Raw genomic sequence first — 25239 nt, forward strand, 5'->3', positions numbered from 1 at the left:
CCCGCGAAGGTCAAGGGATCACTCGGAGATGTCGACGCCGTCGAAGCGGTGCGAGCCGAGCGGGTCCATGGCATAGCCGGTGACCGACTTCGTCATCGGCAGGACGACGGTCGAATGGGCGATGGTCGCCCAGGGCGCGTCTTTCTTGAAGATGACCTGCGCCTGCTCATAGAGCTTGGCGCGCTCGGCCTGATCCGGGATGGCCGAAGCCTTCTGGATCAGCGCGTCGAAGTCCTTGTTGCACCAGGCGGCCTTGTTGCCGGAGCCGACGCCGTTGCAGCCGAGCAGCGGGCTGAAGAAGTTGTCCGGGTCGCCATTGTCGCCGGTCCAGCCGGCCATGACGATGCCGTCATGCTTCGGGTCGCCCGCGAGCTTCAGATATTGCGTCCAGTCGTAGGAGACGATCTCGGCCTTGACGCCGACCTTGGCGAAGTCGGCCTGCACGAGCTCGGCCATGCGGCGGCCGTTCGGGTTGTACGGACGCGCGACGGGCATCGCCCAGAGCTTCACCGAGATGTCCTTGACGCCGGCCTTCTCCAGCGCCGCCTTCGCGGCTTCCGGGTCGTACTTGTCGTCCTCAACGGAGTTGTTGAAGCCCCAGAGCGTCGGCGGGATCGGGTTCTTGGCGATCTGGCCGATGCCCGGATAGACGGCTTCGAGGATCGCCTGCTTGTTGACCGCCATGTTCATGGCGCGGCGCACCTCCGGCTTGTCGAAGGGCGGCTGCGTCGTGTTGTAGGCGAGATAGCCGATATTGAGGCCCGACTGCTCCATCACGTTCAGCGAGGAATCGCTTTTCAGCGCCGGAATGTCGGAGGGGTTCGGATAAGCGGCGATCTGGCACTCGCCGGCCTTCAGGCGCTGGAGGCGCACCGAGGCGTCGGGCGTGATGGCGAAGACGAGATCGTCGATCGCCTGCTTGCCGCCCCAGTAGCCCTCATGCGCCTTGTAGCGGATCACGGCATCCTGCTGATAGGCGACGAAGGCGAAGGGGCCGGTGCCGAGCGGCTGCTGGTTCAGCTTCTCGGGCGTGCCGTCGGCGATCAGCTTGTCGGCATATTCCTTCGACATGATCGAGGCGAAGTCCATCGCCAGCGTCGCCAGCATCGGCGCGTTCGGCTGGGTCAGGGTCAGCTTGACGGTGCTGTCGTCCACCTTCTCCCAGGACTTCACCAGGCGCGGCATGTCCATGTCGCTGTAATAGCCGTAGGTGTTGTCGCCAGCATAGGCCGCGAAGGGGTTCGACTTGTTGTACTGGCGGTCGAAGGAGAAAATTACGTCATCCGCGTTGAAGTCGCGGGTCGGCGTGAAGAAGTCGGTCGTCTGGAACTTCACGCCCTTGCGCAGGTGAAAGGTATAGGACAGGCCGTCGGAGGAGACCTCCCAGCTCTCGGCGAGGCCGGGGACGACTTCGGTCGTGCCCTTCTTGAACTCGGTCAGGCGGTTATAGGCGGTCTTGGAAGAGGCGTCGAACGTCGTGCCCGCCGTATAGAGGCCGGGGTCGAAGCCTTCCGGCGAACCTTCGGAGCAGTAGACCAAGGTCTTGGCGGAAGCCGCCGAGGCCAGCATCATCGCCAGCGCGGACGCCGCGAGCAGCACCGAGGTTCGTTTCATACGCTTTATCTCCAACGGGTTAGCCGGGCCTTTCCTCGGCCCGCCCGCGGCGCACTCCATCCTGTTAGCAAGTTTCGCGCAAGCTTATTTTTTGACCGTTCACTCAAAAACGATGCGTGGCGCCGCATTTCGGACGGCTTTGTCGCGGTCGAGTTCCTCCATCACGGCGGCGGCGAGCGCGCGGTAAACGCGGGCATGCGGCCCTTCGGGATCGCTCGCCACGACCGGCCGGCCGGCGTCGGACGTCTCGCGGATCGCCATTTCCAGTGGAACCTCGCCGAGGAAGCGCACGCCCAGCCGCTCCGCCTCCGCCTTCGCGCCGCCATGACCGAAGATGTCATAGCGCCGGCCCGTGTCGGGAGCGACGAAATAGCTCATGTTCTCGACGATGCCGAGCACCGGCACCTCCACCTTGCGGAACATCGCGAGACCGCGCCGCGCGTCGATCAGCGACAGGTCCTGCGGCGTCGAGACGATGACGGCGCCGGCGAGCGGCACCTGCTGGGCCATGGTGAGCTGCGCGTCGCCCGTGCCGGGCGGCATGTCGACCACGAGGATGTCGAGCCGTCCCCATTCGACCTCGCGCAGCATCTGCGTCAGGGCGGACATCACCATCGGGCCGCGCCAGATCATCGGCGTCTCCTCCTCCACGAGGAGACCCATCGACATGACTTTCAGACCAAAGGTCTCGATCGGCAGGATGGTGCGCCCGCCGGCGCTCTGCGGTTTCTCCTTGATGGCGAGAAGACGCGGCACCGATGGGCCGTAGATATCGGCATCGAGAAGACCGACGGACAGGCCGAGCGCCGCGAGACCGAGGGCGAGATTGACCGCCGTCGTCGACTTGCCGACGCCGCCCTTGCCGCTGGCGACCGCGATGATGCGATCGATGCCGGGAATGCCGGGCTTGGCCGATTGCGCGGCGCGCGGCGGCACGGCGGCGGGCCGCGGCGGTACGGGCCGCGGCGCGGCGCTTCCCTCCCCCGGCCGGCGCTCGGCCGTCAGCACCACGCTCGCGCCGGCGACGCCCTCGACCGCCTTCGCCGCCGCCTCCGCCCTCTGGCGGACCGGCTCGTAGGCCTCGGCGGCATCCGCCGGCACGGTGAGCGAGAAGAAGGCCTTGCCGTCGGCGACGACGATCTGCGACACCATCTTGCGGCTGACGATATCGCCCTCGCCGTCCGGCGTCCGAATGGCGCTAAGGGCGGTCTCGATGCGGTCGCGAAGGGTCGAACTCATGAAATCGTCTCCAGACGCCATGCCGATCGGCATGTCGGCAGGGATCAGATAGTCCCCTCGCGGCCAAGACGAAAGCGGACGATCCGAGGAGGGCCGGAATGACGCGGACAGGCGACGTGCTGCGGGTGGTCGACGAAGAGGCGCGGCACCTGGCTAAGGCGCTCGTCCGCGCCGCCCGCCATGCGGCGCTGGCCAGCCTCCTGCCGGAAAGCGGCGCGCCGCTTGCCAGCCGCGTCCTCGTCGCGACGGACGAGGCCGGGCGGCCGCTGCTTCTCGTGTCGCGGCTGGCGGCCCATACCGGCGCGCTCTTCGGCGAGCCGCGCTGTTCGCTCCTCTTCGGCGAGCCCGGAACCGGCGATCCGCTGCGCTGGCCGCGCCTCAGCCTCTTCGGCCATGCGCATGAGATCGGCGAGGCCGAACGGGATGGGATGCGCCGCCGCTTTCTCGCGCGGCATCCGGGCGCCGCGCTCTATTGCGACTTTGCCGATTTCCATTGGCTGCGCGTCGAGCCGAGCGCCGCGAGCCTCAATGCCGGCTTCGCGCGGGCCTACGAACTCTCGCCCGAGGACCTGCTCGACCCCGTGGACGAGGCGCTTGCGGCGCGGCTCGACCGTGCCGTCGCCCATATGAACGAGGATCACGCCGACACGGTCGATGCCATCGCGGCCGCCCATGGCGGGCTCGACGGCACGGGCTGGCGGATCGTGACGGCGGATGCGTCCGGCTTCGAGATCGCCCGCGAGGACCGGCTGGCCCGTATCGCCTTCGCCCAGCCGATTCGACAGGCGGAGGAGATCCGCCCGGCCTTCGTCGGGCTGGCCCGCGCCTCAGCCTGACGCGCCGATCGCATAGCCTTCCGGGCAATTGGCGCGGAACCGGCGGCCGGTCGGCGTGACGAAGATGCATTGGCCGGGACTGTTCGCCGCATCGCCCAGCACGCGATCCACCGGCCGCACCACCGGTTCCGGGATCTTGCCGGTCCGGTACGGAATGCGAGTCGCGCCTTCGAGGCCGAACACCGCCCCGAAGACCGGCGGCAGTTCGCCCTCCCGAGAGGCGCAGCCGGAGGCGGCGAGCACCGCCGCCCAAAGCCCAAGACGGGCGGCATGCCGGATCGCGCTTCTGTTCCGCCCCATGTCACCCGATCCCTCGCCTTCGCGGTCCATCCAAACGAAAAAGGCACCGTCCCGAGGGACGATGCCTTGTCTCGAAGCCTTGCGGCTCGTCCGCTTACGGGCAGGCCGCCACGTAACGGCGGCCGTCGCGGTCGCGATAGACGCAATCGCCGGTGCGGCTGTTGCGGCTGATCACGTTGCCGGCGATGGCGCCGGTGCCGGCGCCCAACGCGCCGCCGATGAGGGCGCCGCGTCCGCCGCCAGCGAGACCGCCGATGCCGGCGCCGATCAGGCCGCCCGCGCCGGCGCCGAGCGCCGTGTCCTTATCCGTCTGCGAGCACCCCGCCGTGGCCACCATCACGCCGGCCGCCGCGCACAGAATCAACTTCCTCATGTAACCGCCTCTACCAATGCGAAACACGTCCCAGCCTGCAATCTGTCGCATATTTCGGCGCGATCCAGAGCAGCCTTGCGAAAAATTTAGTCGCTTGACAGCGAGTTTCTCACCGCGCCGCCACGACCTGCGGCGCGAGGTCGAAGCGGATGTCGAGTCGCCCGTCGCGGCTGATCGACCAGCCGATCGACTTCGCGTCGCGGAAGGTCGCGGCGTCGACCGACCGGCAAGCCCCATAGAGGCGGTCGGCGCTGAAGGCGTTGAGGCGGAGCTCGGCCCTAAGATCCCGCTCGCAGGTCGCGACATCCTGATAGGTCGGCACCCAGACCGGAATCCGGTGGCAGGCTTGCGCATCGGCGCTGCAACCGACGAGCATCATGAAAGCGGCGACCTGTTCCATCGAGATAGGCTCCTTCGGGCTTCCAATGCGATGCGCGAAGCCAGGTTCCGCGACGGAACGCACTCGCCCGGCCTTAAGGCTCGAATTCCTCGAATTGTGACTCCGGCACCATCAGCCGGTAATGCACGCCGTCCCGGCGATAGGTCAGGCGGGCCTCCCCGCCGACCGAATTCGGCACGATCCGCTCCAGCGTCGAGGTGCCGAAGCGCGGATCGTGATCGCTGCGCACCTGCGGGCCGCCGCTTTCCTGCCATTCCAGCCGCAGCACCCGCTCCCCTTCGTCCTCTTCGAGGGCCGAGGTGATGGTGACGCGCCCGCCGGGCACCGAGAGCGAGCCATAGGACGCGGCATTGACCGCGAGTTCATGGAAAGCGAGCCCGACATGGAGCGAGGCGGTGGGCGAGAGATAGACGTCCGGCCCGTCGAAGCGCACCTGCTCCATGCCGTCCGGCGCGTAGCGCTCCACCTGCATCCGCACGAGATTGATGAGGTCGGCGCCGCGCCAGTCGGCATCGGTCACGATGTCCTGCGAGGAGGACAGCGACTGGATGCGGCCGCGGAAGCGGACGAGGAATTCCGGCACGGTCACCGAGTGGCGCGCGGTCTGCGAAGCCAGGCTCTGAATGATGGCGAGAAGATTCTTCGACCGGTGCGACAGCTCGCGCAGCAGCGTCTTCAGCGTCTCCTCGCGCCGCTTCTGGTCGGTGATCTCCAAAGACGTGCCGACGAGGCCGATGGTGGCGCCGTCGGCGGCCCGCTCGACATCGACGCGGATGTCGAACCAGCGGATCACCGCCCCGGCGACGACGGAGAGTTCGAAACGCGTCGCCTTGCCGCTGCGCAGCACCTCTTCCTTGAGGGCGGTCATGCGGATCGCATTGGCATCGCCCAGGATATCCCGGTCCGACTGGCCGGGCTCGGCCCTCTCCAGCCAAGAGCCCTTCGCGTTGTGAATCCAGTCGTAGATCAGATCCGAGCGCTGCGAGAAGAGCGTTAGTTCGGTATTGTTCAGCGCCGCCATGGCCTTCGCGGCGGCCATGCGGGCTGCGTCCGTGTCATCCGGCCGTGGCGCGACACCGCGCTCGTCGGCGTCCTCAAGGGCCGTACCGGGTCGGATACTCGGCCCCATCGGCATGATACTCCCCTTCACCGTCTTCCGCGCCATTGCGATGGCCGGCGAACCGGCTCGGTCAACATCATACGAAGATCATACCACTTCGGTTTCATCGCATTCGCCGCAGATGTCGCGGCGAGAATGCCTCGCGACCTCGCCGGCCGCGTTTCGTAGCCAGCTAACGGACGGTTTGGAGAAAGGCAAATGGCGGCCCCGCGACCCCGCCGGCCGGCCGCGCGGGATCCGGCCTTCGATGAGGTGAAGCCGTAGCGGCCCCGCCCCGGCCAACGCTTCCGGGTCGCGCCCCGGCGCGCTTCCACCGGGGCCGAGCCCTGTCGTTTCCCGGCGCTCAGGCCGCGACGCGGCTTTCGCTGTCGAAGAACAGGGCCTGGCTGATGAGGGCCTTCACCATGTCGGGATTGAACGGCTTGGTGACGAGGAAGGTCGGCTCCGGCCGTTCGCCCGTCAGCAGGCGCTCCGGGAAGGCGGTGATGAAGATCACCGGCACGCTGACGCGGGCCAGGATGTCGTTCACCGCGTCGATGCCGGACGAGCCGTCGGCGAGCTGGATGTCGGCGAGCACCATGCCCGGCTTCTCCTGCTCGAAGAGCGCGATCGCCTCCTTGTGGGTGCGGGCGATGCCCGTCACCTTATGGCCGAGGCTCTCGACCATCTGCTCGATATCCATGGCGATCAGCGGCTCGTCCTCGATGATCATGATCTCGGTCGAGACCTGCCGGCCGATATCGGAGCTCGCCTCGTCGATGAGACGGGAGAATTCCGCCTCGCCGACGCCGAGGATCGTGGCGCCTTCCGAGCCGGTGAAGCCTTCGACCGCGACGAGCAGGAAGGCCTGGCGCGGCAGGGGCGCGATGGCGCGCAGATTGCGCGAGGTCCGCTCTTCCCAGGCCGAGACCGGCGCATCCTCGCGGATATTCACCTCGATCGACTGCCAGAGCGAGGAAAAGAGCCGGTAGAGCGCGATGCGCGGGCTCTCGTCCGCCTTGAAGAGGCTCGGATCGGCGATCAGCGTTTCCAGAACCGCCGCGACATAGGCATCGCCGCTCGCCTGCGAACCGCTCAGCGCGCGCGCGTAGCGGCGAAGATACGGGATATGCGGCGCAATGCGGGACGACATCGACATGTATTCTCCCCTCGTGTCGATCTGAGGACTGGAACTCAAGATAGGTGCTCGCGGGCAAGTTCCATAGCCGGAACATAGGTGCCGTAACAAAAAGCGAAACCGCTGCGAAGCCCATGGCGCCGCCACGCCGTTGTCCGATCTCGATCCCGGCGCCATTTCGCATCTTGAGAAGTGGCGCGGCCTGTACATGTAAGATCGCGGAGGGAACGAGACCGCAACGGCGCGGCATCTCGTTTCCGCCAGGACCACCGGCACAGGCGCAGGGCATTTGATGGAAGACCGCAAGCGCGAGGGCAATATTGTGCAAGGCTCCCATGCCAGCCCGACGGCGTCCCCATCGGCCGATCTCGGACCCAATACCGCTATCGGACGGAAGCTGAAGGCCTTTTACGACGACGTCGCGAGCGAACCGATCCCGGACCGGTTCCTCTCCCTCCTGGACGCGCTCGACCGCGCCGAACAGGACACGAAGAACACGGGCCACGAATAAGGGAGGCCCCATGAGCCAGGATCACGATTTCCGTCGCGAGCTCATCGCGATCATCCCGAATCTGCGCGCCTTCGCCGCGTCGCTCTCGGGCTCCTTCGACCGTGCCGACGATCTCGTCCAGGAGACGCTGGTCAAGGCCTGGGACAAGCAGCACACGTTCCAGCCGGGGACCAATCTGAAGGCTTGGCTCTTCACCATCCTGCGCAACGAGTTCTACACGCAGATGCGCAAGAAGGGCCGCGAGGTGCAGGACGTGGACGGCGTGCACGCCATGCAGCTCGCCGGCCATCCCGAACAGCAGGGCCATCTCGACCTCCAGGACTTCCGCAAGGCGCTGGACCAGCTGCCGGACGACCAGCGCGAAGCGCTGATCTTGATCGGCGCCTCTGGCTTTTCCTACGAGGAGGCGGCCGAGATCTGCAAATGCGCCGTCGGCACGATCAAGAGCCGGGTGTCGCGCGCCCGTTCGCGCCTCGCCGACGTGCTCGGCATCGAGGGCGACGGCGAGTTCGGTCCCGATTCGATCTCCAGCCAGATCATCGGCGTCGCGCCGGCGGCGTGACGGGCTGGAACTCAAGCCCGCCTCCGCCATTTCCATGGCGGACAGCGACGCTCCGTCGCAGTTCCGTTAGTCCAGAGGCCGCACGCGGCCCCGTATAATCGAGGAAATCCATGGCGTCCGACGTGCCGTTCCAGAACGAATCCCAGGCGAATGCGTCCGAAGGTCCGAAGGGCAGCCAGGAGGATCTGGAGCGTCAGATCGCCAAGCTGCGCGAGGACGTCGCCGGCGTGGTCGAGGCGCTGAAGGGCCTCGCCAACACCCATCGCGACAGCGCCCGCCAGCAGGCCTTCGCCCTTCGCGACGACCTTAAGAGCCAGGGCGAGCACTATCTGCGCCAGGCGCAGGAGACCGCGAACGAGCTCGAGGAGCAGTTCAGCGAGAAGGTGCGTGCCGAACCGGTGAAATATGTGCTGATTGCTGCGGCCGTCGGCTACGTCTACGCGCGCCTGTTCCACTGATGCCATTCGCCCTGATCGCGCGGCTTCTGACGGGCGAGGCCGGGATCTACTTCGCCCGGCTGCGCAACATGGCCACCTGGTACGTGGTCATGGGCGTCTTCGGCCTGATCACGGTGATCTTTCTTCTGATGGCGCTGTTCGCCTGGGTCGAAACCCATCTCGGGCCGATCCTGACGGCGCTGGTCTTTGCCGGCGTCTTCTTGGTGCTGACCTTGGTGGCTTTTCTCCTGGCCCGCTCCTCCGCGGGCCAGCCGAAGGGGCAGCGCGCCGAAACGCTCCAGCGCGAGATCGCCTCGATCGCCGGCGTCACGGCCATGTCCAACGCGCCGCAGATCTTCCGGCTGATGCGGCGCAAGCGCGGCCTCGTCATCATTCCGATGGCCGCCCTCGGCTTCCTCGGCCTTTACAAGGCGATCACCGCCTTCAGGGACGAATAGTTCCCTCGTCGCCGCCCGGCTCCGGCCGGGCGGCGACCCTCGCCCTCGGGGCGCAAGACCATAAATAGACCAAGCAACAGGGAGGCCCGGCATGACTCGTCTCGATCCCCAGGATGCCCGGCAGGGCCGCAAAGGTACTCCGGTCCTGAGGATCCTGATCGCCGCGATGATCCTCGTGGTCATCGCCGGGGCGGGCATGGCGGTCTACGGCTATTTCATGCCCGACCAGACCTTGCCGAAGGCCGAGACCGGGGGTGGGCTGACGCCGCCCGCCCCCGATTCCGCCCAGCCGGCACCGAGCGGCTCGGTCGTGACGCCGCAGACCTCCGGGCCCTCGTCCAGCGGCGACACCGCCAACTGAGGCCAGACCGGGAGGAGACGATGAGCGACGCGCCGGACAGGGATGGGATCGATGCCGGTCTCGTCCAGCAGAAGACGGCGGCGGTGGTCAGCCAGGAGGAGATCGACGATGTTCTCGGCGATGCCAGCCTTTCCGACGAGGAACGGGCGCTGCGGCTCACCGATCTCCGCCAGCGCATTCTCGACGACGACTATGCGCGCGGCGACGAGGAATATGCGCCGCTCCAGGTGAAGATCATGGACGCCCTGTCGATGCTGGCCGAAGGTGGGCACGACTATTCCGGCACGCGGCATGTCGAGGGCGAGGCGCTTTCCGACCGCGACGCGGCGGACGAGTAGATCCGAAGCAGACATCCGAAAGGGGCGGCCTGTCGCATGGCCGCCCCTTTCGGCGTTCAGTTCGCGGACGCCGCCAGATCGGCTTCCGGGACGGCGGACTCGCCCGATTTCTCCAGATAGGTCGCCTCGCGCGGCACCAGCGCCCGCAGCGCCTTCGGATGCAGGACGACCTCTGAGGTCAGCGCCACTTCCTCCAGCTCGCCGTCGCGCACCGCCCGGTTCTTCCGCCGCTTGTGCCGATAGTCGAAGACGACCCGCTGCGCGGTATAGACGTCGAGCGAGGGATTGTTGCGCCAGGAGCCGAAGAGGATCGCGAGCGTCAGCCGCGCCACCGCCAGACGGTCCCGCGTGCGGCAGATATAGATGCCGAGCACGCCGCCGCGCGGATCGTCGGCATAGGGCAGATGGCCCTCGCCATAGAGATTGTTGGAAATGGCCAAAGCCGGCGTCCGCATGCGCCGCGCCTGGCCTTCGATCTGCACCTCCACCTCGACGATCGGCAGGCGGTAGAGCGTCGTCAGGATGGCCCTTGTGGAGGCGATCATCTTGCCGATGCGGGAGCGATAGTTGAGGCGGTCGCGCATGCGCACCATGCGGGCATGGACGCCGACGGCGAACTGGTGGACGAAGGGCTTGCCGTTCACCGTCGCGATGTCGACTTCGGTGACGACGCCATCGGCGAGCGCCGCGATCGCGGCGTCGAGCTGCTGCGGCAATTGCAGGGTGCGGGCGAAGAGATTCATGGTGCCGGCCGGCAGGATGCCGAGCGCCACCTTCTTGTTCATCAGCGCCTCCGCCGCCGAGGAAACGGTGCCGTCGCCGCCGCCGACGAGAAGGACATCGATATCCTCGCGCCCGGCGGCGCGCTCGATCGCGGCGCCGATCTCCGAGCCCTTCAGGATCTCCGTCTCGACGCTGTGGCCGTGGAGGCCGAATTCGTCCGTCAGCTCCTGGCGCAGCGCGTCCAGATCCATCGTGCGCAGGGTGCCGCCTTCGGCATTCAGGATGGCATGTATCTTCATGTCGCGACGATCCGCACGGGGACTGGTCCGCAGCCATGTAGAAAGCTCAGGCAATCTTTCATCGGCGGCCCGCGGGGGCCGCTCCCCTTCGTCCCGCGCGCGCTAGATGAGGCGAAGCGCAGCGCCCGAAGCCCGGCGGCACCCGCCGAGGCGGCGCGACAATGAGGAGATCGCCCGTGGACCTCGTGAAATGGATCGTCATCCTGCTGGTGGTGGCCGCCATCGCCAGCCTGCTCGGCTTCCGGGGCGTCGCGGGCGCGTCGGCTGGTCTCGCCAAGATCCTGATCTTCATCGTCCTGGCGGTCATCCTGATCGCTCTCCTCTTCGGCTGGCTCGCCTTCAAGGTGGTCTGATCGCCGCTCCGCGCCGCCCGGCGGAAAACCGGCGCGACGCTTCGAATTTGCCTCGGATCGCGAGGAACCGAACGATCCGAGGCGCCTTCTTTAAGTGAAGAGACACGGCCGGTCGCGCGCCGCGCGACAGAAATCCTTGCCGGCCTACCGCACTTAGGAGGACGACAGAATGATCCGCACCCTACTCGCCACCACCGCGCTCGCGGGCCTCTTGGCGACCAGCGCCTTCGCCCAGTCCACGCAGCCCTCGCAGACGGCCCCCGCCGCCGCCCCGGCGCCGATGTCGAACGACGCGGCCACCACCACGGCCTCGCCGGCACCCGCCGCCGCGAACGGTTCCTATGTCCAGAAGCTCGAGGCCGACCAGTATCTCGCCTCCAACCTGAAGGGCACGGATCTCTACGAGACCGACGCGCAAGACGCCAAGAAGATCGGCGACGTCGATAATTTCGTGATCGATCGCGACGGCAAGGTCGCGGCGGTGGTGATCTCGACCAGCGGCCTCGACCAGAACAAGACGGTCGCCGCGCCGGTCGACAAGATCGACTGGATCCAGGCGCAGGACGGCAACCAGCGCGCCATCCTGAAGGCGAGCCTCACCGATCTCCAGTCGGCCCCGGCCTTCACCTCGCGCACCGCGCAGGAGGCGGCCAATAACGGCGCGATGGCGCCGGGCACCGGTGTCGGCACGGCCGGCCAGCCGGCGGCCAACAACAACATAGCCGCCAACAACGGCGCGGCGGCTCCGGCCGCTCCGGCCGGCGGCGCCCAGCCGATGGACTCGGCGGCGATGGGCTCCAGCAACGGCTATCTCGCCTCGCTCGGCAACGACCAGAAGCTCGCCGAGGACATCATCGGCAGCAATGTCTATTCGGGCCCGGGCGACGACGCCCAGACGATCGGTTCGGTGAACGATCTCGTCCTGACCAAGACCGGCGAGGTTCCGGTCGTGGTGGTCGGCGTCGGCGGCTTCCTCGGCATCGGCGAGAAGGATGTCGGCGTGCCGTATCAGCAGATCTCCATGCAGTCGGAGAACGGCAATTCGTCCGAGCCGCGCCTGATCCTGGCCGCGACGAAGGATCAGCTGAACGGTGCCCCGACCTTCGAGACGCGTGATCGCGATGCCACCAATGTCGCGAACAACAACGCGGCGGCGACCGGCGGCGCGGCCGGCATGGGCGGCGCCATCGGCGCGGCTCCCTCGGCGACGACCGGCACCGACACGACGGTCGCGGCGCAGAACAGCGCCAATCCCGACACGATGAATGCCGACAATTCGACGACGGCCTCCACCACGACGAACGACCGCGCCTCGATGCAGCCGATTTCGGGACCGGAACTCACCGCCGACAATCTCAGCGGCGTCTCGGTCTACGGTCCGAACGATCGCAGCATCGGCAAGGTCGGCGACATCGCGCTGACCGGCGACGGCCGCGTCGACGCGATCGTGGTCGATGTCGGCGGCTTCCTCGGCATCGGCTCCAAGCCGGTGGCGGTCGCCATGGACAATCTCCAGTTCATGCGCGACGGCAACGGCAAGGTGAACGTCTATACCCAGTTCACCGAGGACCAGCTGAAGAACGCGCCGGAATTCAACCGCGAGACCTATGCCCAGAACCGCAGCACCATGCGGGTCGAGCCGGGCAACGCGCCTTCGGCGACGACCGGCCAGGGCAATGCGAGCCAGCCGGCCCAGTAAGCTGGTCCAAAGCATCCGCAAACAAGACGAGCCCGCTTCATGCGGGCTCGTTGCGTTTATGGTCAGTGATCATTCCGTCTGACGAGAAATTTAGCGGAAGGCCTCTGCCGGCGATGCTATCCTTCGCCGCGATCGATCTGCGGTTCATCAAGGGTTCATGGACCGCACCCCAAGGAAAGACATGGCTCTCCTGAAGCATAGTCTCGTCACGCTTGCCGCCCTTCTCGTCGGCGTCATCGCCTGGATGGCCCTCGACGATCGGCCGGCGCGTCTGGCGCTCGCCGCCCTGCCGGAGGATGCGACGACGCTTCGCGGCGCCATCCTCGCTCTCTCGCCCCATGCCGGCGAGCCGCCCCGGACGAAGATCGGCGCGACGCCCGCCGGCGGCGAGCGCGGCCGGAACCGGCCGGTCGTCGTCGTCGCCGGCGCGGTCGGCGAGGCCGAAACGCGCACGCAGGTGCGCGGCATCGGCAGCGGCGAGGCCGAGCGCTCGGTGACCGTCTATCCCGACACGACCGGCATCGTCGCCAGCGTCGCCTTCAAATCGGGCGACCGGGTCGAGAGCGGCGCGCCGCTGGCGATCCTCGAACACGACAACGAGGAGCTCGCCGTCGCGCGGGCGCGCATCGGGCTCGACGCCGCCGAGGAGAAGTTCCAGCGCTATCAGCGCCTCGCCCAGTCGCGCGCCGTCACCTCGGTCGAGGCGAACGACGTCGCGCGCGAGCGCGACAACGCTCGGCTCGACCTTCGCGCCGCCGAGATCGCGCTCGCCAAGCGCACGATCTCCGCCCCGCTCGCCGGCCATGTCGGCATCGTCAATGTCGAGCCGGGCGATCTCGTCTCGAACCAGAGCACGATCGCGACCATCGACGACCGGACGCGTCTCCGGGTGATCTTCTACACGCCGGAAAGCTTTATCGGCGCCCTCGCCATCGGCGCGCCGGTCGAGGCCTTCGCCTCGGCGCGGCCGGAAAAGAGCTATGGCGGCACGATCAGCGCCATCGACAGCCGCATCGACGAGGCGAGCCGCACGCTGCGCACCGAGGCGCTGCTCGACAACGCCGCCGACGAGTTGCGGCCCGGCATGTCCTTTCTCGTCACCCTGCGCCTCGAAGGCGAGCGCCGCCTCGCCGTCGATCCCCTGGCGGTACAATGGGAGCGGGACGGCGCCTTCGTCTGGAAGATCGCCGGCAACCGCATCGAGAAGACGCCGGTGCGCATCGTCGAGCGCAATATCGACAGCCTCCTCCTGACCGCGGGCGATCTGAAGCGAGGCGATCAGGTGGTGGTCGAGGGTGTGCAGTCGGTGCGCGAGGGCGGCACGGTGGACGTGCGCGACACGCGGCCGGCCCCGACGGGCCCGGCCCGCGACGACGGCGCCCTGCCGCCCGCCGCCGAGCGGAACGCGCCGGCCGCCGACCGGCGCGCCGAGGCCGGGACCGACGGCCGATGAGCGGCCACGGCGCCGGTTCGGCGAAGCCCGACGGGCTGACCGCCTTCACCAGCCTCTTCATCCGCCGGCCGGTCCTGACGATCGTCCTCAACCTCCTCATCGTCGTCGCCGGCCTCGCCTCGCTGCGCGCGGTCGAAGTGCGCGAATTGCCGAATGTCGACCGACCGGTCATCACCGTGTCGATCGATTTCGAGGGCGCCGCGCCGGAGACCGTCGATCGCCAGATCACCAGCGAGGTGGAAAGCGCCGTCGCGCGCGTGTCCGGCATCGCCTCGGTCTCCTCCGCCTCGCGCTTCGGCCAGAGCCGCGTCACGATCGAATTCACCAGCGCGACCGATCTCAACGTCGCGGCGAGCGACGTGCGCGACGCAGTGAGCCGCCTCGCCAACACCCTGCCGGACGAGGCCGACGAGCCGCGCATCGTCAAGGCCGACGCCGATGCCGACCCGATCATGCGCCTCGCGGTGCTGGCCCCCGGCCTGCCGATCGAGGAGCTGACGACGCTGGTCGAGGACCGGATCGCCGACCAGCTGGCGGCGGTCGAGGGCGTCGCCGATATCCAGCTGTCGGGCGAGCGCGAGCGGATCGTCTATGTCGACATCGATCCCGACCAGCTGGCGACGCGCGGCCTGTCGGTCGCCGACGTCGCGTCGGCGCTGCGCAACGTGGCGCTCGATGTGCCGGCCGGCTCCCTCGCCTCGCCGACGCAGGATCTGATCGTGCGGGCCGACGCCAATGTCACGACGCCCGAGGCCTTCGAGGCGATCGCCCTCAACGACCGCACCCGGCTGCGCGACATCGCCTCCGTGCGCTTCGGCCCGGACGAGGCCGCCTCGCAGCAGCGCGTCAATGGCGAGACCGGCATCGGCCTCGGCGTCGTGCGGCAGGCGGGCTCCTCGACGCTGGAGATCTCCGACCGGATCCGCGCCGAGGTGGACCGGCTGAACGCCAGCCTGCCGAACGGCGTGAAGGTGTCGGTGACGAGCGACAATGCCGTCTTCATCAACGGCGCCATCCACGAGGTGGAGCTATCGCTGATCTATGCCGTCGTCATCGTCATCGCCGTCATCTTCGTCTTCCTCCTGAATCTCCGCGCGACGCTCATTCCGGCAGTGACGATGCCGATCGCGCTGATCGGCGTCCTCACCTTCGTCTATCTCGCCGGCTTCTCGATCAACATCCTGACGCTGCTCGCACTGGTGCTGGCGACCGGCATGGTGGTGGACGACGCGATCATCGTTCTGGAGAACATCGTGCGCCGGCGCGACATGGGCGCGAGGCCGAGCGCGGCGGCGGTGCTCGGCACGCGCGAGGTCTTCTTCGCCGTGATCTCCACCACCGCGACGCTCGCCGCCGTCTTCGTGCCGATCTCCTTCCTGCCGGGCGCGGCGGGCGGGCTGTTCCGCGAATTCGGCTATGTGCTGGCCGTCGCCGTCGTCATCTCGGCCTTCGTCGCTTTGACGCTCTGCCCGATGCTCGCGGCGCATTTCGTGAAGCCGAAGGAGAGCGAGCGCCCGCCGGGCCTCCTGTCGCGCGGCATCCGCCGTCTCGGCGCCGGGCTCGCCGGTTTCTACGCCGTGACGATCCGCGCCTGCCTCGCCTTTCCGCTCGTCGTCGTCGTGGTGGCCGCCCTCTTCTCCTATGCCGCCTATTTGACCTTCCAGACCCTGCCGCAGGAACTGACCCCGTCCGAGGATCGCGGCGTCGCGCTGATGCGCATCACCGCGCCGCAGAGCGCCAGCGTCGACTATACCGCCGCCCAGATGCGGCAGGTGGAGGACGTGCTCCTGCCCTATGTGAAGAGCGGCGAGGCGACCAACATCTACGCGACGGCGGGGCGCGGCTCCGCCAATTCCGGCTTTCTCGTGATGTCGCTCGCCGACTGGGATCGGCGCGAGCGCAGCCAGCAGCAGATCGTCGCCGAGGTGAACCGGCAGCTCGCCGGCATTCCGGGCGTGCGCGCGGTCGCGATCCAGCCGAACTCGCTCGGCATTCGCGGCGGCGGCCAGGGGCTGCAATTCGCCATTGCCGGCCAGAATTACGAGGAGCTCGCCGACGCGGCGGAGCGCTTCAAGAGCGCCATGGAGCGCGACGGCCGCTGGGGCCGGGTGCAGCTGGCGGTGGAGGCGGCGCAGCCGCAGCTTTCCGTCGTGGTCGACCGCATCCGCGCCTCCGATCTCGGCGTCGATATCGACGGGCTCGCCGAGGCGATGCAGGCGCTGCTCGACGGGCGCGAGACCGGCCGCACCTTTCTCGACGACAAGTCCGTGCCGATCCGCATCGTCGCGACCGGCCATCCGGTCAACGATCCCGGCGATCTCGCCAATATCTTCCTGAAGACGCGCGACGGCCGGCTGGTGCCGATGTCCTCCATCGCGAAGGTGGAGGAGCGCCCGATCGCGCCCTCGCTCAATCGCGAGAACCGCTCGCGCGCCGTGACGCTCGCCGCCGACCTGCCGGAAGGCACGCCGATCGCCAGCGGCTGGGCGGATGTCGAGGCGCTGGCGCGCACGGAACTTCCCGACTCGATGCGGCTCGTGCCGCTCGCCGAGGCCGCGACGCTGCAACAGACCTCGAACGGCCTCGCCGTCGTCTTCGGCTTCGCCATCGTCGTCATCGTCCTGGTGCTCGCCGCGCAGTTCGAGAGCTTCGTCTCGGCGCTGATCATCATCGCCACCGTGCCGCTCGGCGTGGCCTGCGCGGTCTTCGCCCTCGCCTTCTTCGGCATCAGCCTCAATCTCTACAGCCAGATCGGCCTGGTGCTGCTCGTCGGCATCATGGCGAAGAACGGCATCCTCGTCGTGGAATTCGCCAATCAGCTGCGCGAGGAGGGCATGGGTCTGCGCGAGGCGGTGGAGAAGGCAGCGCTGATCCGGCTGCGTCCGGTGATGATGACGATGATCGCGACCGTCGTCGGCGGCGTGCCGCTGATCTTCGCCAGCGGCGCCGGAGCCGAGGCGCGCGTCGCGCTCGGCTATGTGATCGTCGGCGGACTCGGCCTCGCGACCTTCTCGACGCTCTACGTCACCCCGGTCGCCTATCTCCTGCTCGGCCGCTTCTCGCAGCCGAATTCGGAACGGACGGCGGCGCTGCATCGCGACATCGCGGCGGCCGAGCGCGCCGCCCTCCCCGCCCCGGCGGAATAGCCGCCGGGCGCGAGGGCGCGGGGTTCAGGCTGCGCTTTAGCGCTTCTTGCCCTGCTTCTTGCCGGAGGGCTTGCCTTCGTCCTCGGACGCGGCAACTTCCTCGGCCTCGATCACGGTCGCCTCGGCATGGCCGAGCAGGCCCTGGTTCAGCGCTTCCTCGAACTCCACCAGCTCGACGAATTCCTCGCCTTCGACCATCTGGTCGTTGCGGATCAGGTGGCGGATATAGTCGCCGGCATCGACATAGAATCCCTCCTCGACCTGGGCCCGCACCCATTCCAGCATTTTTTCAGGGATGATGATCTCGATCGTCGCCACTATGGAATCTCCATGGAATCGGCGGGTAAATGCCATTACCCTTAGCTGGGAACAAGACGGAAGCGGTTCCTCTCCCGAACGGCATCGGCTAGAAGCCGGCCATGGCACCCCCTCCCTTGCTTCGTCTCGACGGCGTCCGGCTGACCTTCGGCGGCACGCCCCTCCTCTCCGGCGTCGAGCTGAACGTCCTGCCGGGCGATCGCATCGCCCTTGTCGGCCGCAACGGCTCGGGCAAGTCGACGCTGCTGAAGATCGCCGCCGGCCGCGTCGAGCCGGATGGCGGCGAGGTCTTCCGCAAGCCCGCCGCCACCGTGCGCTATCTGGCGCAGGAGCCGGATTTCGGCGACGCGCCGAGCGTCGAGGCCTATGTCGCGGCCGGTCTCGGCCCGGCCGACGATCCCTATCGCGTCACCTTCTGCATCGAGGCGCTGGGACTTCGAGCCGACGCTCGGCCGCAGGACCTTTCCGGCGGCGAGGCGCGGCGCGCGGCGCTCGCGCGGGTCCTGGCGCCCGAGCCCGACATCCTGCTCCTCGACGAGCCCACCAACCATCTCGACCTCCCAACGATCGAATGGTTGGAAGGCGAAGTCGCCGGCCTGAGGAGCGCCGTCGTCGTCATCAGCCACGATCGGCGGTTCCTGGAGAAGACGACCACCGCCACCGTCTGGCTGGATCGCGGCGCCGTGCGCCGGCTGGACGAGGGCTTCGGCAGCTTCGAGCGCTGGCGCGATAAGGTGCTGGAAGAGGAGGAGCGCGACCTTCAGAAGCTGAGCGCCAAGATCGAGCGCGAGGAACATTGGCTGCGCTACGGCGTGACGGCGCGGCGCACGCGCAACCAGCGCCGCCTCGAAGCCCTGCACACGATGCGCCAGGAGCGCCGCGACGCCCGCCGCGCCACCGGCAACGTGGTGATGCAGGCCGGCGAGACGCGCGAAAGCGGCAAGCTGGTGGTCGAGGCCGAGGCGGTGACCAAGGCCTATGGCGAGCGCGTCCTCGTGAAGGACTTCTCGACCCGCATCCTGCGCGGCGACCGCATCGGCTTCGTCGGCCCGAACGGCGCCGGCAAGACGACCCTTCTGAAGATGCTGATCGGCGAGACGGAGCCCGATCAGGGCCGCGTGCGGCGCGGCACCAATCTGGACCTCGCCTTTCTCGATCAGAAGCGCGCGGCGCTGCGCGACGGTGCCTCCGTCGCCGACAATCTCACCGACGGGCGCGGCGACCAGGTGATGGTGAATGGCGAGCTACGCCATGTCGTCGGCTATCTGAAGGACTTCCTGTTCTCCCCGGAACAGATCCGCACGCCGGTCGGCATGCTGTCGGGGGGCGAGCGGGCGCGCCTTCTCCTTGCCAAGACCCTGGCGACGCCGGCGAATTTCCTGGTGCTGGACGAGCCGACCAACGATCTCGACATGGAGACGCTGGATCTCCTGGAAGAGCTCGTCGCCAATTATCCGGGCACCGTGCTCCTCGTCAGCCACGATCGCGACTTCCTCGACCGCACCGTCACCTCCACCATCGCCCCCGCCGGCGAAGGTCGGTGGATCGAATATGCCGGCGGCTATTCCGACATGCTGATCCAGCGGCGGACGGCGGCCAGCCAGGAGAAGGCGAAGCGCGAGGAGAGCCCGAAGGCCGCGCCCGGCGCTGCCGGCACGAAAGCGGCGGCGGCGCCGACGAAACTGTCCTTCAAGCAGAAATTCGCGCTCGACAACCTGCCGAAGGAGATCGCGCGGCTCGAAAAGGCGATCGCCAAGACCGAGACCGAAATGGCGGACCCGGCGCTTTTCGCCAAGAACCCGAAGCGCTTCGACGAATTGGCGAAAGCTCTGGAGAAGGATCGCGCGGCACTCGCCAAGGCCGAGGACGAATGGCTGGAACTGGAGATGCTGCAAGCCGAGCTCGGCGGCTGAAACGGCCGATACCCGTCGAAGGCGGTTGACGCGGCGCACAAAGGGGCCGATATGGAGGCCTCACGCCGCGACGCGCTGCGCTCCCTCCTTTGCTCCCGGTCTCTTCCAAGGATCGGCTTCGCAGGCGAGCGCCATCGGTCCATAGCAACCGACGCGGCCCGTTTCGATCGTCTTTCAAGCGCGAAAGCGGTCGAACATTCGCGGGACGTCTGTTCTGCCAATCTCGAAAGCCGCTTTTGACTCAGATTCTCTTCAAGGACCTCGGCCTCGCCGATGTCCTGCTCGCCGCGCTGGAGCGTGCCGAGCTCACCACGCCGACGCCGATCCAGGCGCAGGCGATCCCCCCGCAGCTCCAGGGCCGCGATGTTCTCGGCATCGCCCAGACCGGCACCGGCAAGACCGCCGCCTTCGCGCTGCCCCTGCTCGACGCCCTGCTGAAATCCGGCCAGCGCGCCGCGCCGAAGCGCCCGCTGGCGCTCATCCTCGCGCCGACGCGCGAACTGGCCCTCCAGATCGCCGAGACCATCAAGAAGCTCTCCGACCGCACCAAGCTGAAATACGCCACCGTCTTCGGCGGCGTCAGCGCTCGGCCGCAGGCCGAAGCCCTGGCGCGCGGCGTCGAGATCGTCGTCGCGACGCCCGGTCGTCTCCTCGACCTTCTCGAGCAGGGCGCGATCGAGCTTTCGGCCATCAGCCATCTCGTCCTCGACGAGGCCGACCGCATGCTCGACATGGGCTTCATCCGCGACGTGACGCGGATCGTGAAGGCGGTGCCGGCCAAGCGCCAGTCGCTGCTCTTCTCGGCCACCATGCCGCAGAACGTCGCCTCGCTGGCCGCCAAGATCCTGAAGGAGCCGGTGCGCGTCGAGGTGACGCCGGAGGTCGTGACCGTCGAGAAGATCGACCAGAGCGTCTGGCTCGTGCCGCAGAAAGCCAAGAAATACTGGCTGATCCGCCATCTCGGCGAGCCGGGCGTCGATAAGGTCGTCGTCTTCACCCGCACCAAGCACGGCGCGAACCGCCTCGCCGAGGATCTCGGCAAGGCCGGCATCGAGGCCATGGCGATCCATGGCAACAAGAGCCAGGGCGCCCGCCAGAAGGCGCTTTCCGCCTTTCATTCCGGCCAGATGCGCGTTCTCGTCGCGACCGATATCGTGGCACGCGGCATCCATGTCGACGACATCAGCCATGTCGTGAATTTCGACCTGCCGGAAGAGCCGGAAAGCTACGTGCACCGCATCGGCCGCACGGCGCGGGCCGGCAAGTCCGGCGTCGCCGTGGCGCTGGTCGATCCGTCGGAGCGCCTGAAGCTGAAGGCGATCGAGAAGATCACGGGCCTTCGCTTCGATCCGAAGGAAAGCGACATCGTGGTGCCCGAAGGCGCGGCGCGCGAGGAGCGGGCCCCGCGCCCGAGCCGTCCGGCCCCCGCCCCGGCCCGCGCCCATCCGGGCCGCCAGTCGCGCGGGCCCAATCCGCCGCCGCGCGCCGCCAAGGCGGATGCCGGCGACGGCGCCAAGCGCAATCGCGGCCGGCGCCGGCCGAACCGCAATGGCGGCGGCGCGCCGAGGACCGGCACCGCCTTCGCCTGACGAGAATCGAAGAGGCCCGGATCGACCGTCGATCCGGGCCTCTTCGCCTTTGGCGGCCGCCCCCCGTTGCGCGGCGCCGCGCCGAGAACCATATCGGTTCGGACAAGATGGAGACGCGCCGCGCGCCATGGCCGAAACGATCCGGATCGACATTCCCCACAAGCTCGGCCGCGACGCCGCGCGCCAGCGCATCACCGACGGCTTCGGCCACCTGCGCGACAAGGCCGTCGGCGGCATGCTGAAATTCCAGGACACCTGGACCGGCGATCATCTCGATTTCCGCGCCGGCATGTTCGGCCAGGCCGTGGTCGGCCGCCTCGATATCCTGGACGACCAGGTCCATGTCGAACTCGACCTGCCGACGGTCCTCGCCGCTCTCGCCAACAAGCTGCGCGAGAAGATTCAGACCGAGGGCCGTCTGCTGCTGGAACGCAAATAGCGCTCAGCGCTGGACGAGGCCCTTCAGCACGGCATTGTCGGCGACGACCGAGCCGCCGGCCACGTCCGGCACGAGCTTGCGGACCGTGCCGAGGCCCGGCAGGACCGATCCGACCTTGACCCGCAGCAATTCGTCGTTGGTTGCGAGGATCGCCTCCTCGTCGAAGACCGTGACGATCTGATAGTCGTCCGCCTTCAGCGCCGTGCCGCGCGCGATGGCTGGCACCGGCAGGCTGTCGGTGGCGGCCGGCCTCGCCGCCTCGGCCGGCGGCGCGATGCTGCCGGTGGTGATCGGGTCGAGATCCTTGCGCTGGATCGAGGCGATGATCTCGCGCGAGAAATATTCGGGATCGTGCACCGTCATCGTGATGGCGAAGCCGCAGAAGGCGACCGAGCCCAGCGTGACGAGACCGAGAAGCGCCTTGTCGAGAAGGCTCGCCCCCTCCGCGCCCCGCGCCTTGAGGACGGCTCGCCGCGTCGGGCCGGTGCGCAGCACATCGTCGAGGAAATCCTCGAAATCGTCGGGAATGGCGGGCGGGCGACGGAGCGCGGACATCGGGACACCGGGAGGCTTGGACTGCGATCCAGAGTGCTCCGGCGTGGTTAATGCTTTCGATTTGAGACGAATAGCGCCCGATATTTACCGATCGACAGGGTTAACGAACGGACAAGAGCAAACCTTCGCGTCGACGGACCATTTACCTTGCGGGAGGACAGGCCTTCGAACCCGAAACGGGCGGGCCCGTCGCATGTTATGCTTTCGCAAGGACGAATAGCGGTGACTCGCAGCATGATCGATTGGCGCGGCCTCTTCGGGCTTTCGTCGTCGCGGAGGCCTCGCGGCGAGCGGCGCGCGGCGCCGCGCCTGCGCACGCGGCTGCGGCCCGGCAAGGTGCTGAGCGCCGATCATGCCTTCCTGGCCGATTGCGCGATTCTCGACCGCTCGCCCGCCGGCCTGCGCATCCGCTGCTTCGCCCCGATCGCGGCCGAGGACGGCCTCGTCCGCGTCTTCGACGAGCACGAGGGCACGGTGCGCGCCGGGCGGATCGTCTGGGAGCACGTCGCGGAAATGGGCGTCACGGTCGAGGGCGACCTGATCGAACTCGACGCCGACAGCCTGCGCCGCCTCAAGGGCCCCTATTACGCGATCGGCGACTGAGGCGGTTGAAACGCTGGCCGCTACGGCTCGGTCGACCGCCGAGACGCTTTCTCGATCGTCTCGCCGTTTGATCGCCGACCTCCCCTACCCCGCTGCGGAAGCGAACGGACAGGTGGCGAGATCCCCACACGCTGCCGTATCGCACCGTTGCGGAGACGTGGCGTCGCTCTCGCGGCATCATCGCTGACGCGGGGGCGGAATGACGAAACCCAATCGGGCCGGGCGAAGATCTCGCGGTCGCGGGCCGCGATCGATCGTCGTCAGAGGAGCGACAGGATCGAGTTGGCGGCCGAGCCGGAACCCGACGAGCCGCCGAACAGCGCGAGGATCGGCGAGTTCGCGTTGGTCGTGTCCGCATCCGCGACGTCGTAGAGCGCCGAGAAACTCGTGATCATCTTATCGAGCTTCTTCGTGTCCTTGAAATCCTCGATCTTGAACTTCTTCTCCAGGATCGAGACCTGCTGATCCGTGTCGAGCTGCGAGAATCCGTCCGGCAGGCTATAGGCGGTCATCACCGCCTTCAGCAGCGCCTTGTCGGCGAGGACGCCCGTATAGGAGGTCACGGTCGGCGCGACGCGCTTGAAGTAGAGCGCGAGCCGCACGCCCTCCTGCCCGTCGTCGCTCGCCTTGGTCTCCAGAGTCTGCAGGAGGAAGCGGTTCTCGGTGGTCAGCACCGACGCGCCGCTCTGCACGCCGCTGGTCGTCCGCGTCACCGTTCCCGCGCTGTTGAAGTTGAAGGCCTGGGCGAAGGCGACATAGGACCCGTCGTCCACCGAATAGGCGAAGCTCTTCTTGTCGGAGAGATCGCTCGTCAGGATCTTCTTGACGTCGGCGGTCGACAGATTCTTCTTGTCGAGGCCATAGGCCTTCAGCGCGAAATCGAGGGTCTTCTGGTCGGCGAGGAGGTCGTCCAACGAGGACATGCCGCCGATGGCGGTGAGATAGGCCTTGGTCTCCGTCTTGATGACGTCCTTCTTGGCCGTCGTCAGATTGTCGCCGAAGCTTTGCAGATATTTCTGGCCCGTGGTGGTCTGGGCCGTGGTCGACTGGACCAGCCGCTGCGTCGCGACTTTGCCGTCGGCATCGAAGTTGAAGGCGGCGGCGAGCTTGACGAAGCGCTCGTCCTTCAGCCGGTTCACATAGCTGTCCGGATCGGACACGTCGCTCGTCAGCACCCGGCGCACCTGATAGAGCGAGGTCTCGTCCGGATCGATGTCGAAGGCCTTCAGGGCGTAGTTGAGCGCGTCATGGCCGAAGGCGCCGTTGTCCTTCAGGAGATCCGTGACCGAGTTGATTCCGTCGAGCAGATACTTGAAGGCGCTGGTCTGCTTGGCGTCCTTCGAGGTCGCGACCACGGCGTAGTTCTTGAAATAGGCATCGGTCAGCGTCGTCTGCTGGGCCGCCGTCTGCATGCCGCCGGCCTTGGCGCTGCCATCGGTGTTGAAGCCGAACACCGCCCTCAGACTGGTGAACTGTTCCTTGCGCGCCGTCGTCGCCGTCGAGCTCGCCATCAGCTGGCTGTAGGCGCTCGTCGAATCCGCTGCGTCGCTCGTCAGGATGTTGTAGAAATAGGACGGGGTCTCGGCCGACGCGTCGAAGCCGTAGGCGGTCGCGACATATTCGAAGAGGCGCGGATCGTTCAGAAGGTCGGAAGCGGTCATGGTGCTGCCGGCCGCGACCTTGCTCGTATAATAACTGGTGTTGAAGGCCGCCGCGTAGCTGTTGGTGTTGTTGTCGGTCGCGACGTTGTAGTCGTAGATCAGCTGATTGGTCTTGCCGGCGTCCTGCGCCGTCTTGCCCGAGACCAAGCTGCCGTCGGCGTTGAAATTGAACTTCTCGTGCAGCGTCAGCCATTTCGGGTTCGCCACGGACGTGTTGGCCGGCAAGGTGCCGGTCAGCGCCTGACGGACGAAGCTGCTGGAGGTCGTGTCGGGATCGGCGCCGATCGAAGACAGCACGACGTCGTAGAGCGTCGTGTTGTTCAAGAGATCGTCGACCGAGGCGACATTGCCGATCGCGGCCTGATAGGCATTCGTCTTGGCGGCGGCCGCCGTTCCCTGGCGCACGCGGCGCTCGGAATAGGAATCGACCAGCGATTCCGTCTGGGCGGAGGACTGCGCCGCCTTCGTGTCCGTGGCGCTGGTCGCGCCGAAGCTGAAGGCCGCGGCGAAGTCGCGATATTTCTTGTCCGTCAGCTTGTTGGCGAAGGAGGTGGAATCGGACAGGTCGCTTTGCAGCACCTTGCGGATCAGGCCCTTCGAGGCGATCTGGTCCTCCAGGCCATAGGCCTTCATCGCATAGGAATAGAGCCGGTAATCGTCGAGGAAGTCTTCGACCGAGGTGACCTTGCCGATATGCGAGTTATAATATTCCGTGTCGCGCTTGACGGTCGCCGTGTTCTCGAGACGCTCCAGCGTCTTCGACATGTTGCTGGCATAGAGCTTGTAGCCGAGAAGGGTCGAAACCATAGGCCCGCGCGTTCC

Annotated in this window: 26 protein-coding genes; 15 read left to right on the forward strand and 11 right to left on the reverse strand. The window is 67.4% G+C overall.

What is annotated here, in order from left to right:
• Nucleotides 1-18: 18 nt before the first annotated feature.
• A complete protein-coding gene (locus IEY14_RS21645) occupies nucleotides 19-1614 on the reverse strand; it encodes an ABC transporter substrate-binding protein (protein ID WP_188912240.1) in 1596 nt (531 codons plus the stop codon).
• Nucleotides 1615-1713: 99 nt separating this feature from the next.
• Entirely contained in the window at nucleotides 1714-2853 is a 1140-nt protein-coding gene (locus tag IEY14_RS21650) for an Mrp/NBP35 family ATP-binding protein (RefSeq protein WP_188912242.1), read from the reverse strand.
• Between the two features lie 98 nt (nucleotides 2854-2951).
• On the opposite strand from IEY14_RS21650, the gene IEY14_RS21655 reads away from it, so the two are divergent.
• A complete protein-coding gene (locus IEY14_RS21655; RefSeq protein ID WP_188912244.1) occupies nucleotides 2952-3689 on the forward strand; it encodes a HugZ family pyridoxamine 5'-phosphate oxidase in 738 nt (245 codons plus the stop codon).
• Here the strand turns inward: IEY14_RS21655 and IEY14_RS21660 are convergent.
• From IEY14_RS21660 to IEY14_RS21680, 5 genes are all read right to left on the reverse strand, one after another.
• Nucleotides 3681-3989 (reverse strand): hypothetical protein, encoded by a 309-nt coding sequence (locus IEY14_RS21660; protein WP_188912246.1) that lies wholly within the window; start codon nucleotides 3987-3989, stop codon nucleotides 3681-3683. The two genes, IEY14_RS21655 and IEY14_RS21660, sit on opposite strands and share 9 nt — an antisense overlap.
• Before the next feature lie 94 nt (nucleotides 3990-4083).
• On the reverse strand, nucleotides 4084-4362 hold the full coding sequence (locus IEY14_RS21665) for a YMGG-like glycine zipper-containing protein (RefSeq protein WP_188912248.1): 279 nt from the start codon (nucleotides 4360-4362) through the stop codon (nucleotides 4084-4086).
• A 109-nt stretch (nucleotides 4363-4471) separates the two neighbouring features.
• On the reverse strand, nucleotides 4472-4762 hold the full coding sequence (locus tag IEY14_RS21670) for a hypothetical protein (protein WP_188912250.1): 291 nt from the start codon (nucleotides 4760-4762) through the stop codon (nucleotides 4472-4474).
• A 73-nt stretch (nucleotides 4763-4835) separates the two neighbouring features.
• Nucleotides 4836-5801 carry a sensor histidine kinase gene (locus tag IEY14_RS21675; RefSeq protein ID WP_188912251.1) on the reverse strand — a complete coding sequence of 322 codons (966 nt, stop codon included), beginning with the start codon at nucleotides 5799-5801 and terminating at the stop codon, nucleotides 4836-4838.
• 424 nt (nucleotides 5802-6225) lie between these two features.
• Nucleotides 6226-7020: a response regulator gene (locus IEY14_RS21680; protein ID WP_188912253.1), complete on the reverse strand. Its 795-nt coding sequence runs from the start codon at nucleotides 7018-7020 to the stop codon at nucleotides 6226-6228.
• Nucleotides 7021-7291: 271 nt separating this feature from the next.
• On the opposite strand from IEY14_RS21680, the gene IEY14_RS21685 reads away from it, so the two are divergent.
• From IEY14_RS21685 to IEY14_RS21710, 6 genes are all read left to right on the forward strand, one after another.
• A complete protein-coding gene (locus IEY14_RS21685) occupies nucleotides 7292-7510 on the forward strand; it encodes a NepR family anti-sigma factor (RefSeq protein ID WP_188912255.1) in 219 nt (72 codons plus the stop codon).
• 10 nt (nucleotides 7511-7520) lie between these two features.
• The gene (locus IEY14_RS21690; protein WP_188912257.1) at nucleotides 7521-8072 is read left to right on the forward strand and encodes a sigma-70 family RNA polymerase sigma factor; all 552 of its coding nucleotides are present in this window, start codon (nucleotides 7521-7523) and stop codon (nucleotides 8070-8072) included.
• Nucleotides 8073-8182: 110 nt separating this feature from the next.
• Nucleotides 8183-8530, forward strand: coding sequence for an ElaB/YgaM/YqjD family protein (locus IEY14_RS21695; RefSeq protein WP_188912259.1), 348 nt, complete (start codon nucleotides 8183-8185; stop codon nucleotides 8528-8530).
• Nucleotides 8530-8967, forward strand: a complete 438-nt coding sequence (locus IEY14_RS21700; protein ID WP_188912261.1) for a phage holin family protein — start codon at nucleotides 8530-8532, stop codon at nucleotides 8965-8967. The genes IEY14_RS21695 and IEY14_RS21700 overlap by 1 nt, the downstream gene beginning before the upstream one ends.
• A gap of 91 nt (nucleotides 8968-9058) precedes the next feature.
• On the forward strand, nucleotides 9059-9328 hold the full coding sequence (locus IEY14_RS21705) for a hypothetical protein (protein WP_188912263.1): 270 nt from the start codon (nucleotides 9059-9061) through the stop codon (nucleotides 9326-9328).
• Nucleotides 9329-9348: 20 nt separating this feature from the next.
• Nucleotides 9349-9666 carry a hypothetical protein gene (locus IEY14_RS21710; RefSeq protein ID WP_188912265.1) on the forward strand — a complete coding sequence of 106 codons (318 nt, stop codon included), beginning with the start codon at nucleotides 9349-9351 and terminating at the stop codon, nucleotides 9664-9666.
• Between the two features lie 56 nt (nucleotides 9667-9722).
• On the opposite strand, the gene IEY14_RS21715 is transcribed toward IEY14_RS21710, so the two are convergent.
• Nucleotides 9723-10688 carry a diacylglycerol/lipid kinase family protein gene (locus IEY14_RS21715; RefSeq protein ID WP_188912267.1) on the reverse strand — a complete coding sequence of 322 codons (966 nt, stop codon included), beginning with the start codon at nucleotides 10686-10688 and terminating at the stop codon, nucleotides 9723-9725.
• Between the two features lie 176 nt (nucleotides 10689-10864).
• Between IEY14_RS21715 and IEY14_RS21720 the strand changes: the two genes are divergently transcribed.
• The 4 genes from IEY14_RS21720 (at nucleotide 10865) to IEY14_RS21735 (ending at nucleotide 17339) form a co-directional block, all read left to right on the forward strand.
• Complete coding sequence (locus IEY14_RS21720; protein WP_244639620.1) at nucleotides 10865-11041, forward strand: DUF1328 domain-containing protein; 177 nt, start codon at nucleotides 10865-10867, stop codon at nucleotides 11039-11041.
• Between the two features lie 169 nt (nucleotides 11042-11210).
• Entirely contained in the window at nucleotides 11211-12740 is a 1530-nt protein-coding gene (locus tag IEY14_RS21725) for a PRC-barrel domain-containing protein (RefSeq protein WP_188912270.1), read from the forward strand.
• Between the two features lie 181 nt (nucleotides 12741-12921).
• A complete protein-coding gene (locus IEY14_RS21730; protein ID WP_188912272.1) occupies nucleotides 12922-14193 on the forward strand; it encodes an efflux RND transporter periplasmic adaptor subunit in 1272 nt (423 codons plus the stop codon).
• Nucleotides 14190-17339: an efflux RND transporter permease subunit gene (locus IEY14_RS21735; protein ID WP_188912274.1), complete on the forward strand. Its 3150-nt coding sequence runs from the start codon at nucleotides 14190-14192 to the stop codon at nucleotides 17337-17339. The genes IEY14_RS21730 and IEY14_RS21735 overlap by 4 nt, the downstream gene beginning before the upstream one ends.
• Nucleotides 17340-17375: 36 nt before the next feature.
• On the opposite strand, the gene IEY14_RS21740 is transcribed toward IEY14_RS21735, so the two are convergent.
• Nucleotides 17376-17657 (reverse strand): ribbon-helix-helix domain-containing protein, encoded by a 282-nt coding sequence (locus IEY14_RS21740; protein WP_188912276.1) that lies wholly within the window; start codon nucleotides 17655-17657, stop codon nucleotides 17376-17378.
• 101 nt (nucleotides 17658-17758) lie between these two features.
• Here IEY14_RS21740 and IEY14_RS21745 point away from each other — a divergent pair, with 101 nt between their 5' ends.
• From IEY14_RS21745 to IEY14_RS21755, 3 genes are all read left to right on the forward strand, one after another.
• Nucleotides 17759-19570: an ABC-F family ATP-binding cassette domain-containing protein gene (locus IEY14_RS21745; protein WP_188912278.1), complete on the forward strand. Its 1812-nt coding sequence runs from the start codon at nucleotides 17759-17761 to the stop codon at nucleotides 19568-19570.
• A 236-nt stretch (nucleotides 19571-19806) separates the two neighbouring features.
• Nucleotides 19807-21159, forward strand: a complete 1353-nt coding sequence (locus IEY14_RS21750) for a DEAD/DEAH box helicase (RefSeq protein WP_188912280.1) — start codon at nucleotides 19807-19809, stop codon at nucleotides 21157-21159.
• A 127-nt stretch (nucleotides 21160-21286) separates the two neighbouring features.
• A complete protein-coding gene (locus IEY14_RS21755) occupies nucleotides 21287-21598 on the forward strand; it encodes a polyhydroxyalkanoic acid system family protein (protein ID WP_188912282.1) in 312 nt (103 codons plus the stop codon).
• Nucleotides 21599-21601: 3 nt separating this feature from the next.
• Here IEY14_RS21755 and IEY14_RS21760 read toward each other — a convergent pair whose 3' ends face one another.
• Nucleotides 21602-22153, reverse strand: coding sequence for a hypothetical protein (locus IEY14_RS21760; protein ID WP_188912284.1), 552 nt, complete (start codon nucleotides 22151-22153; stop codon nucleotides 21602-21604).
• Nucleotides 22154-22387: 234 nt separating this feature from the next.
• Between IEY14_RS21760 and IEY14_RS21765 the strand changes: the two genes are divergently transcribed.
• A complete protein-coding gene (locus tag IEY14_RS21765; RefSeq protein WP_210318521.1) occupies nucleotides 22388-22756 on the forward strand; it encodes a hypothetical protein in 369 nt (122 codons plus the stop codon).
• Nucleotides 22757-23016: 260 nt separating this feature from the next.
• Here the strand turns inward: IEY14_RS21765 and IEY14_RS21770 are convergent, their stop codons facing one another.
• A complete protein-coding gene (locus IEY14_RS21770; RefSeq protein WP_188912286.1) occupies nucleotides 23017-25224 on the reverse strand; it encodes a DUF1217 domain-containing protein in 2208 nt (735 codons plus the stop codon).
• Between the last annotated feature and the right edge of the window lie 15 nt (nucleotides 25225-25239).

Origin of the sequence: Aureimonas endophytica (assembly GCF_014642635.1) — a bacterium.
GTDB classification, from domain to species: domain Bacteria; phylum Pseudomonadota; class Alphaproteobacteria; order Rhizobiales; family Rhizobiaceae; genus Plantimonas; species Plantimonas endophytica.